Source organism: Photobacterium sp. GB-72, from assembly GCF_003026095.1.
GTDB lineage: Bacteria > Pseudomonadota > Gammaproteobacteria > Enterobacterales > Vibrionaceae > Photobacterium.
The window spans coordinates 67,710-81,906 of record NZ_PYNV01000012.1; the positions used below are offsets into that span (position 1 = coordinate 67,710).

Consider the following 14,197-nt stretch of genomic DNA (forward strand, 5'->3'; position numbering starts at 1 on the left):
AAAAAAGAGTTTTATTCGCTAATTTTTAGCTGGTTTACGGTTGCAAAGCTCTAAATAAAATCAAATGTAACCAAAAGTGAAATATTTTAAGCTTTATTTGTCGTATCTACTGGTCATATTGGCTGTTATGTTGCATTCTTAACCCATAATAAAGATTAAATATCCAATAAAAAAAGATAATTATACTTATTTGGTATTTATTGGTTACAGTTGCTAGATAAAATCCAAGGTACAAAATATGAATAGAGCCCAGCTAAAAAATATTGCTGAAAAATCGTTTTTCGCAATGTTCCGACAAAAAGCTGATGTATGTGATATTCAGGAAACCTTTTATGGTTGGGTTGTATTTCTTGCCACAGGGAAGGCAAAGATTGTTGTTAAATTTTCACGAGAAGTAGGTCGAATAAGTAAAGAAGTTGCGTGTTTACAGAAGTTACGTTGTATTGTGAGCTGTCCTGTACCGCAGATCTATTTATTTGGTCGTGAAGAAGGGTATGACTATATCGTGCTAGATTGGCTCGAAGGTCGACCTGCGAATGAATTACCCAATAATAAATTCGCGATAGAGACATTCCGTGAAGATTACACAGATATTTTACTCGCACTACATGAGCATAATCATCCACAAGGCTTTGAATTAAATAACGGAGGCTTTGACGGTGATTTTAATAATGCGTTCGATGACTGGATGAAAGATGTATATAGATACCTTTCTTGTTCAGTATCGCCATTTAGTTCAAAGATCAAAGATCAATATACTGAGCTATGGGAACGTCGTAGAGAAATATTAGCACCGATAGCTCATGAAGCGTCTTCTTTCGTACATGATGATTGTCATTTAGCGAATGTATTGTTTGATCCTAAGACGTTTAAAGTGGCGGGATTGCTTGATCCTTGTGATAGCGGTTTTAAACACCGTGAACTCGATGTGATCCATTTATTTGATGTGCGTGGTGATACGCATATCGCCGAACGCTATATTGAAAAACGTCAATTAGATGATGGCTTTAAAGCACGACGTTATTTCTTTAGTTTGTGGGATGATGCGAAACACAGTCGAAATATGGGTTGGTATGATGAAAACTGGTTAGCGAATAAGTTTAATAAGTTTGAAGCAGCCATGAGTATGCAATGAGTTTGAGGGAAATAGTTGCCTATTTCCCTTTGTAAGTATTATGTTTTGTAAGGTAGGGGTATAAAAGAAGAACGAAAAGGTTAACTTATGATGAATAAAGTAAGTCAAGTATCTGCGTTTGTTTTACTGTTAGTTAGTTATCAATCTGTGGCTGGTAATCATGTTACATCATCTAAGTTTCCTGTTTCTTTTATCCCAGATCTTTTGAGCCAGCCCTCTGATCTTTCTCTTCGTCATGCCAGTGATACTCAATTTAATGCTTCAAGCGATTTAATCCTTGCACATAACAGTACAAAATCAGCGAATTCATCAGTAAAGAAAGAAACTCAAGATGGGTTGTTTATTTTAGGACGGCATGAGTGGATCTTACTTGCGTCATCAACACAGTATTTTTCGGCTTATATTGATCCTCTATCAGAAAATTCACGCATTGGCGTAAGTGATTTAGTTGAATTTGAGCGTAATGGAAAAGATTGGGTTACGTTTAAACTGCTTGATAAAGAGTATAAATTTGCCATTCATGAAAAAGTTAAAGTACCGGACAAAAGCGATAAATCTTTACCTGTTGTAAAGTTAAGAACCAAACTTGGCGATATTAATGAAGAAATTGAATATGTGCTAATCAATGGCGGTAGCGGTATTGTATTGGGTGAGAACTTTTTACGTGATCTTGCGGTACAAAATAGAAAATATGATTATATTCAGGGGAGAGTAAAGAAATAAAGCGAAGCTTAAACTCTCTATTCTTATCCGAGACACTTCGCTTTTATGATTAATTATGCTTCAGCAATTACTTCGTAGCTGGTGAATTTACGAATGTTGATCACGCCAGTATCAAAGATCAGATATTGACCTTTAATTCCTTGCAAAATACCTTCAACCACAGGCTCTTTATCAAAGTTGTGTGAGCTAATCTTGGTTGGGAAGGCATCAACAGGAAAATGAATATCAACAATATCGTTATCAAGATATTCAATCGCATCTTCACCATATTCTGCAGTGATTTCTGCAAGACGAGCTTTTACTTCTGGTAATAAAACCGAGGCTTTTTCTGTTAAATCTATCTCAGCATTATCACCTTTGAGCATTGCACGCCAGTTGGTTTTATCAGCGACAAGCTCTGCAATAGCCACTTCCACTAAACCTGAAATTTGACGTGTTTTTACTTTTAGTACAGCAAGTGCCTGTGTGGCACCTTGATCAATCCATCGTGTCGGTAGTTGGCTATGTCGAGTAATACCCACTTTTAAACCCGAAGTATTTGATAGGTAAACATAGTGCGGCACCATGCAATTTTCTTCACCCCATTGTGGCTCACGGCACGTACCTTTGTCGTAGTGACAAGTTTCAGGTTTCATAATGCACATATCGCATGACGCTAATTTTTTCATACAAGGGAAGCAATGACCTTGAGAGTAACTTTTCTTGGTTTTTTTGCCACACGACTGGCAAAAAATATTGCCTGTATGAGTCAATTTAAGTGACTTACCAATCAAAGGGTTTAAATGCAGTTGTTGATCGCCGACAGGGAGATGATAGTCAACAACGTCATTTAACGTTGACTTCATTTTACTTAATGTTCCTTGCATACATTGCTCAGTAGTTTGTTTTTATAGTGCGGTGATTTTAGCAGGTGAAAGAGGGAAGCGGCTATAAAAGCGCAACGGAAAAATATGAATTCCCTCTTCGACGTTTTAAATCGGAGAGACAATCAGCAAAACAATCAGTGTTTATGGGTGAAATATGTAAATGGCATAAAGTAAAAAGTGATCGTTACCTAGAGAGAAGTGATAAACACTGGTGTATTTATTTGTGTGTTCTAATGTTAGAAATAGATAGCAAGCATCATCATGGAGAGAGTTATGCTCAATCGATTTTCACAAAATATCTCTTATGCCGTAATAAAAGAATTATCTTTAGCAAGGAAAGCGAGACGTAATAATGATGTGGTATTAGAGTTCAGCCATTTAGAAAACGCTCACGTTTTGGGACAACATTCTACTTACTGGCATACTAGAATCCATTGTCATATGCTGTATTGGGCACGACGTAATGGTGATAGCCAAGAGCTAAGAGGGCAGTTATTAAGAGTCTTTGGCGCATTAACTAAAACAGCTGTGGGTCTTGTGCCTGAAGGAAATACAGGGGGAAGTAATGTAAGCCCTTTTAAACGCTTACCTATTTCAGCTTTACACCAACAAAAAATTATTCGCGCGAAACAAATGTAATACAGTTAATACGTTCAATGAGAAAAGGGCGACGCTGAACGGTGAAATGATTCTGAGATCTATTGCGAATAATGGCTATCGGATTTGATAGCCATTATTGAATATAACAGCGTAGTAGGAATTATATTAAACTTACGGGCGTTTGTTTTATGACGGCTCGCTGTTTTATTGCATGATAAACAAATACCACAATAAAGTTTATTGTCATTAATAATATAATTGTTGGTGCAGGAGCACTATCGATAAAGAAGCTAAGATAAACGCCTAAGAAGCAATTTATAATAGAAATGAATACCGATATTACCATCATGGTTTGAAAACGACGGCTAAGCATAAAGGCTGTTGCTCCTGGCGCAATCAGCATTGAAATCACGAGTATCATGCCAACGGCTTTGAGTGCGGTAACAATCGCGAATGAGAGTAGGGCAAGCAATCCGTAATGTAATACTTTGGTCGGAAGTCCAATTGCTTGTGCATGTTGATGATCGAAAATAAGTAAGAGTAAATCTTTACCTTTAATAATACACAGTGATCCAACAATGAGTGCAATTGCTCCTGCTTCTGTAATATCACGCCAACTCGCCCCAAGAGGATCACCAAATAGAATATGGTCTAAGTGAATATCTGTGTGAATTTTCGTCATCATCACAATACCGAGCGCGAACATTGCTGAAAATACAACACCCATAATTGTATCTTCTTTAATTCTGCTATTTTCTTTTAAATACCCTGTGGTTAACGCACAAAACATACCTGCGATAAAAGCGCCAATCGTAAATGGAATTGATAACACATAAGCAATAACAATCCCCGGTAAAACAGCATGGGAAATGGCATCACCCATTAAAGACCAACCCTTGAGAATTAAAAAACAAGAGAGTAATGCGGTTGGTATCGCGATAAAAAAAACAATCAGAAAAGCTTGCTGCATAAAAATAAATTCAAAAGGCGATAACAATGTCTCTATTAGATTAGCCATGTTGAACTCCTTTCGTTTGCTTAAAACGTTGTGCTTTTTTTAATGCTTGTTTGGTTTTTCTATACGTTGCTAATCGACCATATTTAGGCGCAAATATAAAAGCTAAACCAAAGAAAACAGTTTGTAATAACACGATGATCCCACCTGTTGCGCCATTGATAAAATAGCTAAGGTATGCACCAAGAAAAGCGCTGAACACACCAATAAATACACTGTAGATAATGACCATTGAGAAACGGTCAGACAGTAAATAAGCAGTTGCACCAGGTATTACAACCATAGCTATAACTAAAAAGGCGCCTACAGTTTGCAATGCGGCAACGGTTGAAGCACTTAAAATACTAAAAAATACAATTTTTAAAAATGTTGGTGATAACCCAATGGTTTTAGCATGGTTTTCATCAAAGAAAACAACCATGAAATCACGCCACTTTACACATAAAACGAAAAGAGAAAGGCAGCCAATGATGACGATTTGTAATGTATCTATAGGGGTTATTGCGAGAATATTTCCCATTACAATAGTTTGAATATTAACCGCACTAGGATAGAGCGAGACAAGAAATAAACCGAGCCCGAAGAAAGCAGTAAAAATTAAGCCAATAACAGCGTCTTCTTTTAATTTACTACGCTGGCTTAAAAATAACATACCAGCAGCCGCTAAACCGCCAGAAAAAAAGGCACCAAAAGAAAAGGGGAGGCCTATCATATAAGCGCCGGCAACACCGGGTACGATAGAATGTGATAGTGCATCACCAATAAGTGACCAGCCCTTCAGCATTAAATAACAGGAAAGAAAAGCACAAACGCCACCTATTAACGCACTAACCCACATGGCGTTGATCATATAGCTATATAAAAACGGCTCAAGTAATTGGTCCACGATTATCACTCCTTTTATTATTGACGGGAAAGGGAGCGAGATTGCTGTTCGCCATTTTCACCATACATAACAACAGGGCGTTCATGATCGGAAATAACCGATAATTTACGGCTATCGTCGTCTTCGTGAAGATCTTTCCCTGATAAAATGAAGTGGCGTAATACACCACCGAATGCGAGTTTTAAATTTTCAGGTGTGAAAATCTCGGTTGTTTCTCCTGACGCCAAAATGGTTTTGTTAATTAAAATTGTACGGTCACAAAAGTCAGGAATACTGCCAAGATTATGGGTAGAGACAAGCATGACTTTGCCTTCATTACGAAGTTCGCGTAACAATGCCATGATTTGATCTTCAGTTTGAACATCAACGCCTGTAAAGGGTTCATCGAGTAATATCACCTGACTTTCTTGCGCGAGTGCACGAGCAAGAAATACCCGTTTACGTTGCCCCCCAGAAAGTTCTCCGATTTGACGTTTACGAAAGTCAGTCATATTGACCCGCTCGAGAGCGATATTCACTTTTTCATGATCTATTTTTTTGGGGATACGCAACATATTCATATAACCATAACGCCCCATCATAACGACATCTTCAACCAGAACAGGGAAGTTCCAGTCTATATCTTCACTTTGCGGAACATAGGCTACCACATTACTTTTTAGCGCGTTTTTGACTGTCTGATTAAGGATTTTTACACTACCTTGGCTGGTGGATACAAATCCCATAATGGCTTTAAAAAGTGTGGACTTTCCGCTGCCATTCATCCCGACTAGGGCTGCGATAGAACCTTGAGGAACGCTAAATGTGGCATTGTGCAGAGCAGTATGTCCGTTACGGTATGTAACTGTAATATTGTTTATATCTAATCCTATCATTATAAACTCAGCCCTTTAGCGATGGTTTGAGAGGTCACTTTAATTAGCTCTAGATAGGTAGGAACAGGGCCGTTTTTAGCACTCAACGAGTCAACATAAAGCACGCCTGCATAGTTAGCGCCTGTTTCTCTTGCGACTTGTTGAGCCGGTTTTGCTGAAACAGTACTTTCACTGAAAACCGCATGAATTTGATGTTGACGAACAGCATCGATAAGTTGACGAACTTGTTGAGGCGTGCCTTGGGCATCAGCATTAATAGGCCATAAATACAGTTCTTTTAGTCCAAAATCACGAGCAAGATAGCTAAAAGCCCCTTCACTGGTAACAAGCCAACGCCTATCTACCGGTATGGTATTAATCTGATTACGAATAGGTGCAATTGTTTGCTTAATTTCTTGGGTATATTGTTGAGCGTTTTTATTATAAATGCCCGCATTTTTAGGATCATGCTTAACCAGTGCTTGGCGAATATTTTCAACATAAATAATACCGTTTTCAGGTGACATCCAAGCATGAGGGTTAGGTTTTCCGTTATAAGGGCCCTGAGTAATACTTAATGGCGTGATATTTTCAGTTACCGTTACAGAAGGAACATCATGGAGGTTTTGGAAAAACTTATTAAACCACAGTTCTAAATTTAAACCGTTATAAAGTATTAAATCAGCACCTTGTGCCCGTTTAAGATCGCCAGGTGTTACTTGATAATTATGAATTTCCGCATTGGGTTTAGTAATAGATTCAACAATAGCGGCGTCACCTGCGACATTTTTTGCCATGTCAGCAATGATTGTGAATGTTGTAATTACTTTAAACTTATCATTAGCATGGCTGACTGTACTCATAAACAGTCCAACAGATAGCAGTACAGCATTTGTCACGTATCGTAATCGTTGCTTTTGATGAAAGTTCATCCTTTTTATCCCTATAAAGAAAGTAATTTAAATTTTTCAAAGTTATAACAAACGCAATCTTTAAATGCAATTGATAATTATTATCAATAAGGTGTTTCTTGCTTTTGTCGGCTTTTAAGGTTGTTTGTATATATTCAATCGGTATATTGGATTGATAACTAATAGTATTTATTGTTGATGAGTAAGGGGAGACGATGAAAAAAAGCGTATTGATAACAGGAGCTAATCGGGGTATTGGCCTAGGGCTAGTGAAGCAGTATTTATCGCAAGGCTGGTTGGTTCATGCAACCTCGAGAACATTAGAAACAGCGGTAGATCTGCAAGATCTTGCTAGCCATAACGCTGATCTCATTATTCATTCATTAGACGTAACCAATTACGAGCAGCTTGATCAGCTAGCCACGCGATTACCAAGCCTCGATCTTGTGATAAATAATGCTGGTTATTATGGTCCAAAAGGCTACGGCTTTGGTCAGACTGATGTTGAAGAATGGCGTCGTGTTTTTGAAATAAATACGATTGCACCCTTAAAATTAATAGAAAGCTTGTACTCATTACTCAAAAGTGGCACTACAAAAAAAATAGCCTGCATATCTTCAAAAGTTGGCAGCATGGAAGAGAACACTTCAGGTGGTGGTTATATTTATCGTTCATCAAAAGCAGCACTTAATTCAGTAGTAAAAAGTTTAAGCAATGATCTTCGTGACGAGGGGTTTACGGTTATTGCTTTACATCCTGGTTGGGTGCAAACAGAGATGGGTGGCCCTAATGCACTTATTGATATAGAAACTTCAGCTAAAGGATTGTTTGATGTTATTGAACATACTTCAGTAAACCATTCAGGGGAGTTTATAAACTACGACGGCACACGTATCGCGTGGTAATTTAATTGAACAAAAAGGAGTGTACTAATGGAAAATATCATTATTCGACATAGCGAAGATAAAGATATTATGGGTGTTAAAGCTATTTATGAATCTGAAATTGCCTATGGCGGTACACTTCAACTCCCATTTCCTTCACTCGATCGTTGGACGTCTCGATTGTCGAATTTACCTCAAGGCTGTTATAGCTTGGTAGCGGAATATGAGGGAGAAATTGTCGGGCAACTTGGACTGTCGGTTTGTGATAACCCAAGGCGCAGGCACGTTGCGAGCTTTGGTATGGGGGTGAAAGAGACATTTCAAGGTAGAGGTGTTGGTGGGCAATTGTTACAGTCGGCATTGATGTTGGCAGATAAATGGCTCAATGTTCAACGTATCGAGTTAGAAGTGTATACAGACAACATTGCTGCAATGAAGCTTTATCAAAAACATGGTTTTGAAATTGAAGGCGAGGCGAAAAACTTTGCGTTTCGTAATGGCGAGTATGCCAATGTATACCATATGGCGAGGCTACGAACATACACTGTATGATTCGATAAAGTGGATAAGTAAAAAGGCAGTAATCATACGCAATGATTACTGCCTTTTTTATTGAAGTGATTTATTAATGGCCGACGGTTTTCGACAATAGGTTAACAATTAAAACACCAACAATAATAAAACCAATACCTACAATTGCGGGTAAATCTAAGCGCTGCCCATAAATAAAAAAGCTAATCGTTGCAACGAGGACAATACCAGCGCCACTCCAAATCGCATAAACAATACCAACAGGCATGGTTTTAACGGTGACAGATAAGAGAAAAAAAGCGACAGCGTAACCGACAAGTACAACCGCACTTGGAACGAGTTTAGTAAATTGCTCGGCTTTAGGAATGAAAGATGTTGCGATCACTTCAAACACAATGGCAATAGATAAAGCTAAAAAAGGTGGCATAGAAGTTAATAGTTTAAACATTACGATTATCTATCATTAAAAAAGAGATGCGCATTTTAGTGTCAAAGAATACGTTTCACCAAGTGATATTTATACAAATCATTATTACCATCTAGTAATAATAATTACTAACGAGGTTTTACTATTGATATAAAACAACAAATGAATACGAAACAGCACGACAGCTTAAAGGTATGCTTATATTTCGTAAGAATTCTGTAGTTAGAAGATTGTATTTATCATTATTTTTTAATTATTCGTTATCCGAAATAGCGACAAAAATTGGCATTAAACAAACAAGAGCATATACAAGTAAATGCTGATATTACATTGATCTTAATAGATGAAGTTGTGAGTCAAATAAGCCTGAATACAATGATATATTCATTCAATATGTATTCAGGGCTTATTTGTCATATCTAACGCTGAAGATGACGTAAGCTACGTTTCTCTAATTGGGTGAATAAAAGAGATAAAGATAGGCATAAAATTAAGTAGACAGCGCCAACAAGTAACCAAATTTCAAAGATTAACCCCGATGAGTTCGCCATTTCACTGCCGACGAAGGTTATCTCCTGTATAGAGATCAATGAAATAATTGATGAATCTTTCACTATTGAGATAAATTGACCAGCCAGTGCTGGTACTATGCCTGCGATTGCTTGCGGGAAAATAACAAAGCGGAAACCATCAAGACGAGAAAGCCCAAGAGAGCTGGTTGCTTCCCATTGTCCTTTATCTATTGCATCAAGCCCAGAGCGAATGACTTCAGCGATATAAGCAGCAGCTATTAAGCCAACGCATAGAATGCCAGAAAAAAGGTTTTCCCATAACTGACTATTACCAAAGAGGATATCTTGCAGAAGATTCTCGTTACCATGGTAATTACGAAATAGATTATCGAGTCCTAGCAATGGAACTAATTGGCTAGATATAAAGAAATAGAAAATGAAAACAAAAACCAGTGGCGGGATATTTCTGACTAATTGAATATAAGCATTAGCTGGCAGACGGAAAAAGATAAAAGAAGAACGACGCCCTAAAGCTAAAAGCAGCCCGAATACCGCAGCAAACAGCATACCCCACAAACTTAATCGAATAGTACTGATAATACCTTGAAAGAAATAAGGAAGCTCTCCGTTTTGGCCAGGGGTAAAAACCAAATCAAAGGCTTTATGCCATTGCCAGTGGTAATTAATGCCAACAGATGAACGATAATATAACCACCCGATGAAACAGCTCATTATCACTAAGAGAATGTAATCAAGTGGTTTAAGTTTTTTTAATGAAAACTTAGCAGCCAGAATTTTTTCTGGCTGCGAGAGTGTTTTCTTTGCAGTTGAGCAAGAAGACATTAATTTATTGACCTTCTTTTACCTGGTTCTGCCAATCAACTGTGGTAAACCAATAGTTATAACGCTCTTGTAACCAACCATCTTGAGTTCGAAGTAAAATCCAGTTATCAAAGAAGTTTAACAAGTTGAAATCACCTTGGCGGATAGCAAAACCTTCAGAGCCTTGGCTTAGACGCTCTTTAAATGGTAGAAATAGCTTATCTTTGTATTGCAGAGCCATTTGCTCTGGTTTTGGTGTTGATGCTAATACAGCTTGCGCATTGCCATTTAAAACTTCTTGGAATGCTTGTGCTTCATCATCGAATTGACGTAATTTCGCTTTCGGGAAATATTTCTTCGCCGTTTGTACTGTTACAGCACCGCGACGCACAGCTAGCGTTACGCTACGTTTATTGTAATCAGCAATGGAGAGCTTATCGCCAGCTAACTCTTTATTGGCGGCAAGTTGAACACCTGAATGAGAGTAGGGTGTTGTAAAAAGAACACTCAGATTTCGTTGTGGTGTTATCGACATTCCGCCAATGATAACATCAAATTTACCTGCTAGCAGGGCTGGGATAATACCGTCCCATGCTGTAGGTATAAACTCTACTTTTACACCCGCATCTTTAGCGACACGTTTAGCGACATCGACTTCAAAGCCAATGAGTTCACCTTGTTTATCACGCATTGCCCAAGGTACAAATGTTGATAAACCTACGCGTAATGTGCCTCGTTCTTTAATTTGTTCAAGGGTACTTTTATCAGCAGCAAAAGCATGGCTTGTGGTGAAAAAAAGAGTGAGTGCAGTAAATAAAACCGCCAAAAAACGCTTCATTATATTTTTCTCCATATCGTTAAAAATCATCAATGATTAGGTGTTGCAAGTTTGTACTCTAGCAGTGTTGCAAAAGCAGATAAAACTAACGTTATACATAAATACATTGCCGCAATAGTAAACCAAACTTCAAATGGCATGGCGGTATCAGCAACAATATCCCGTCCTTGTGTTGTTAGATCAAATATAGCCATGATACTGACTATAGAAGAGTTTTTAACCAAAGAAACGGCCTCATTGGTTAATGGTGGTAAAACTCGACGTAACATTTGCGGCAAAATAATATAGCGATAACTATCTATTTTACTTAACCCAAGGCTTTCAGCTGCTTCAAATTGACCTTTAGGTATATTGATTAAGCCAGAGCGGAAGATTTCTGCAGTGTATGCTCCTTGAAATAAAGATAATGCCAGCACTGCTGTTGTAAACCGTTCTAACCCTAATACCGGACCAAAAACAAAGTACAGTAGATAAATTTGTACGAGTAGCGGTGTGTTACGAATGAGTTCAATATACCCCCGTGCAAGACCACGACCGATAATAGAATGAGATACGCGTAACAGTGCGGTTACCAAGCCAAATATGATTGTAAAAATCAGGCTAATGGCTGAAATTTTGAGGGTGACAAGTAGGCCATCAATAAGCTCTGCAGAAAACCATTCTCCGTCTTCTTTAAAAAACAAATATTGAGGAATACGGTACCATTGCCAGTTGTAGTTCATTGCATCAGCACCACTATTGAGTAACCATATAATGGCGAAAGTAATGACGGAAATTTGCAGTAAACCACTGAGTACTGGTTTCAGTATTCTTACTATTGTTGAAGGTGACTGAGGTTTCGCTATCATATTTACCTCAGTAACTTAGAATTTTTTTAAGAAACGCCTGAGTACGTAGGCTTTGTGGCTGATCGAATAAAATTGCGGGCGGTGCAATTTCAACAATTTCACCTTCATCCATAAATACAACCCGATCTGCTACTTTGCGAGCAAACCCCATCTCATGGGTTACGCATACCATTGTAATGCCTTCATCTGCTAATTCTTTCATGACATCAAGTACTTCATGGATCATTTCAGGATCTAGCGCGGAAGTGGGTTCATCAAACAAAAGAATATCAGGCTTCATACAAAGAGAACGAGCAATCGCTACACGCTGTTGTTGCCCTCCTGATAATTGCCCTGGGTATTTATTCGCCTGATGGCCGATATGCACACGTTCTAGATATTGATTCGCTAACGCTTCAGCATCTGTTTTTGACATACCCAATGTGCGTCGGGGAGCAAGGGTTAAATTATCTAATACCGTCATATGAGGAAAAAGATTAAAGTGCTGAAAGACCATACCAACTTTGCCACGAACGGCTTTTAGGTTGTTAGGATCTAATAAGTGATTTCTTACTCTAATTTCGCCTGAATCATATTGCTCAAGCCCATTAATACAGCGGATAAGCGTAGATTTTCCTGAACCGGAAGGGCCACAAATGACCAACCGTTCACCTTTATGAATGGTTAGGTTGATGTCTTTTAATGCATGGAAATCGCCATACCATTTGTTCACATGCTGGAATGCTATTATTTCGTCTTTAGCCAACAAGACGTACCTCGACTCATAAATTAGTAGCTTTTCACAATACATGATAAATACCAATGTATTGATGTAATAGCTTGTACCTATTAAAAATAATTAATCATTTCAATACTATATAACAATGAACTTTTAATTTTTAGAAGTCATCATTTAAATAAATAATCTGTGTCTATGTGAGTGATTATTACCCATTTATTTATCAACTTAATAGCGATCTATATCATAAAAGTATTTGCTTTGTGAGGTAATTAGGGTGGGTGTAATTATTTTGTTATGGCACATAATACGTATTATTACGATTAATGAAGTGAAATGGTTAAAAAATGTCGACTTTACAGCCATAACCCATTGCACAAAAGGGGTTAAGGCGATAAGTTAAGAAATGACTATTTGGAGATAAGTACACTACATCGATTGACCGACATAGACGTAGTGTAGCGATACGGGAAGTATAAGCATGCATAAAACAGATGATGTCCGCATTAGCGAGATCAAAGAACTATTACCACCAGTTGCAATACTGGAAAAATTTTCAGCTTCAGAAACAGCTTCAGAAACAGTATATCAAGCTCGAAATGCCATTCATAATATCTTAAATGACGAAGATGACCGTCTTCTTGTGATTGTTGGACCTTGTTCTATACATGATACTGATGCAGCAATAGAGTACGGTAAAAAGCTAAAAACACTACGTGATGAGCTTAACGCTGATTTAGAAATTGTTATGCGCGTTTATTTTGAAAAACCGCGTACAACTGTAGGTTGGAAAGGGTTGATTAATGACCCTTACATGGATAACAGCTTCCAATTAAATGATGGCTTACGCATTGGTCGTAAACTACTTCTTGATTTAGCTGAATTAGGCCTCCCAACAGCAGGCGAATTCCTTGACATGATCACACCTCAGTACATGGGAGATTTGATCAGTTGGGGAGCAATTGGTGCGCGTACAACAGAATCTCAGGTTCACCGTGAACTTGCGTCAGGTTTGTCATGCCCAGTAGGTTTTAAAAACGGCACAGATGGCAATATCAAAATTGCAACAGATGCGATAGGTTCGGCAAGTGCGCCTCACCACTTTTTATCTGTGACTAAATACGGTCACTCTGCGATTGTATCAACGGCAGGCAATGAAGATTGCCATATTATCCTTCGTGGTGGTAAAGAGCCAAATTATAGTGCTGAGCACGTTAAAGCAGTGACAGATCAACTTGAAGGTGCTGGTCACCGTTCTAAAGTGATGATCGATTTTAGTCATGCAAATAGCTTGAAAAAATTTGATCGTCAGCCGCTAGTATCACAAGATGTTGGTGAGCAAATTGCGAGTGGTAACAAATCTATCTTTGGTGTGATGATTGAAAGTCACCTTGTTGAAGGTCGTCAGGATATTGTTGATGGTGTTGAACCGACTTACGGTCAAAGTATTACAGATGCCTGTATTGGTTGGGAAGATACTGAAAAAGTACTTCGTCAATTAGCGTCAGATGTACAAAAGCGCCGCCAAGCGTAACAACATGTATATTAATAAAAACCGATGTTTCTACACATCGGTTTTTTTATATCTTTTTTATACCCAATCTAGATTTATAAAAGCCAGAATTAA

The 14,197-nt window shown here is 38.1% G+C and carries 16 protein-coding genes; 6 read left to right on the plus strand and 10 right to left on the minus strand.

Annotated elements, in window-relative coordinates:
* The first annotated feature begins 238 nt into the window (after positions 1–238).
* Positions 239–1,135 (plus strand): phosphotransferase, encoded by an 897-nt coding sequence (locus tag C9J40_RS14050; RefSeq protein WP_107206860.1) that lies wholly within the window; start codon positions 239–241, stop codon positions 1,133–1,135.
* An 87-nt stretch (positions 1,136–1,222) separates the two neighbouring features.
* A complete protein-coding gene (locus tag C9J40_RS14055) occupies positions 1,223–1,858 on the plus strand; it encodes a RimK/LysX family protein (RefSeq protein WP_233219132.1) in 636 nt (211 codons plus the stop codon).
* A gap of 53 nt (positions 1,859–1,911) precedes the next feature.
* On the opposite strand, the gene C9J40_RS14060 is transcribed toward C9J40_RS14055, so the two are convergent.
* Positions 1,912–2,724, minus strand: a complete 813-nt coding sequence (locus C9J40_RS14060; RefSeq protein WP_107206861.1) for a DUF2797 domain-containing protein — start codon at positions 2,722–2,724, stop codon at positions 1,912–1,914.
* 273 nt (positions 2,725–2,997) lie between these two features.
* Here C9J40_RS14060 and C9J40_RS14065 point away from each other — a divergent pair, with 273 nt between their 5' ends.
* Positions 2,998–3,363 (plus strand): DUF3703 domain-containing protein, encoded by a 366-nt coding sequence (locus C9J40_RS14065; protein ID WP_107247260.1) that lies wholly within the window; start codon positions 2,998–3,000, stop codon positions 3,361–3,363.
* A 121-nt stretch (positions 3,364–3,484) separates the two neighbouring features.
* On the opposite strand, the gene C9J40_RS14070 is transcribed toward C9J40_RS14065, so the two are convergent.
* Genes C9J40_RS14070 through C9J40_RS14085 form a run of 4 tightly spaced genes read right to left on the minus strand, consistent with a single transcriptional unit; the run spans position 3,485 to position 7,011 of the window.
* Positions 3,485–4,342: a metal ABC transporter permease gene (locus tag C9J40_RS14070; RefSeq protein WP_107247261.1), complete on the minus strand. Its 858-nt coding sequence runs from the start codon at positions 4,340–4,342 to the stop codon at positions 3,485–3,487.
* A complete protein-coding gene (locus tag C9J40_RS14075) occupies positions 4,335–5,225 on the minus strand; it encodes a metal ABC transporter permease (RefSeq protein ID WP_107247262.1) in 891 nt (296 codons plus the stop codon). Before C9J40_RS14075 ends, C9J40_RS14070 begins: the two co-directional genes overlap by 8 nt.
* A gap of 17 nt (positions 5,226–5,242) precedes the next feature.
* A complete protein-coding gene (locus tag C9J40_RS14080; RefSeq protein WP_107247263.1) occupies positions 5,243–6,100 on the minus strand; it encodes a manganese/iron ABC transporter ATP-binding protein in 858 nt (285 codons plus the stop codon).
* Positions 6,100–7,011 carry a metal ABC transporter substrate-binding protein gene (locus C9J40_RS14085; RefSeq protein ID WP_107247264.1) on the minus strand — a complete coding sequence of 304 codons (912 nt, stop codon included), beginning with the start codon at positions 7,009–7,011 and terminating at the stop codon, positions 6,100–6,102. The genes C9J40_RS14080 and C9J40_RS14085 overlap by 1 nt, the downstream gene beginning before the upstream one ends.
* Before the next feature lie 194 nt (positions 7,012–7,205).
* Here C9J40_RS14085 and C9J40_RS14090 point away from each other — a divergent pair, with 194 nt between their 5' ends.
* Positions 7,206–7,895 carry an SDR family oxidoreductase gene (locus tag C9J40_RS14090; RefSeq protein ID WP_107247265.1) on the plus strand — a complete coding sequence of 230 codons (690 nt, stop codon included), beginning with the start codon at positions 7,206–7,208 and terminating at the stop codon, positions 7,893–7,895.
* A 27-nt stretch (positions 7,896–7,922) separates the two neighbouring features.
* A complete protein-coding gene (locus C9J40_RS14095) occupies positions 7,923–8,426 on the plus strand; it encodes a GNAT family N-acetyltransferase (RefSeq protein WP_107247266.1) in 504 nt (167 codons plus the stop codon).
* 73 nt (positions 8,427–8,499) lie between these two features.
* Here C9J40_RS14095 and C9J40_RS14100 read toward each other — a convergent pair whose 3' ends face one another.
* The 5 genes from C9J40_RS14100 to C9J40_RS14120 all read right to left on the minus strand — a co-directional run bounded on the left by C9J40_RS14100 (position 8,500) and on the right by C9J40_RS14120 (position 12,600).
* Complete coding sequence (locus C9J40_RS14100) at positions 8,500–8,832, minus strand: SMR family transporter (RefSeq protein ID WP_199187113.1); 333 nt, start codon at positions 8,830–8,832, stop codon at positions 8,500–8,502.
* Positions 8,833–9,251: 419 nt separating this feature from the next.
* The gene (locus tag C9J40_RS14105) at positions 9,252–10,187 is read right to left on the minus strand and encodes an amino acid ABC transporter permease (RefSeq protein WP_107206870.1); all 936 of its coding nucleotides are present in this window, start codon (positions 10,185–10,187) and stop codon (positions 9,252–9,254) included.
* A gap of 4 nt (positions 10,188–10,191) precedes the next feature.
* Entirely contained in the window at positions 10,192–11,004 is an 813-nt protein-coding gene (locus tag C9J40_RS14110; RefSeq protein WP_107206871.1) for a transporter substrate-binding domain-containing protein, read from the minus strand.
* Positions 11,005–11,033: 29 nt separating this feature from the next.
* The gene (locus C9J40_RS14115; RefSeq protein ID WP_107206872.1) at positions 11,034–11,852 is read right to left on the minus strand and encodes an amino acid ABC transporter permease; all 819 of its coding nucleotides are present in this window, start codon (positions 11,850–11,852) and stop codon (positions 11,034–11,036) included.
* Positions 11,853–11,859: 7 nt separating this feature from the next.
* The gene (locus C9J40_RS14120) at positions 11,860–12,600 is read right to left on the minus strand and encodes an amino acid ABC transporter ATP-binding protein (protein ID WP_369917496.1); all 741 of its coding nucleotides are present in this window, start codon (positions 12,598–12,600) and stop codon (positions 11,860–11,862) included.
* A 451-nt stretch (positions 12,601–13,051) separates the two neighbouring features.
* On the opposite strand from C9J40_RS14120, the gene aroG reads away from it, so the two are divergent.
* Positions 13,052–14,104 carry a 3-deoxy-7-phosphoheptulonate synthase AroG gene (aroG, locus tag C9J40_RS14125; RefSeq protein WP_107206874.1) on the plus strand — a complete coding sequence of 351 codons (1,053 nt, stop codon included), beginning with the start codon at positions 13,052–13,054 and terminating at the stop codon, positions 14,102–14,104.
* Positions 14,105–14,197 lie beyond the last annotated feature (93 nt).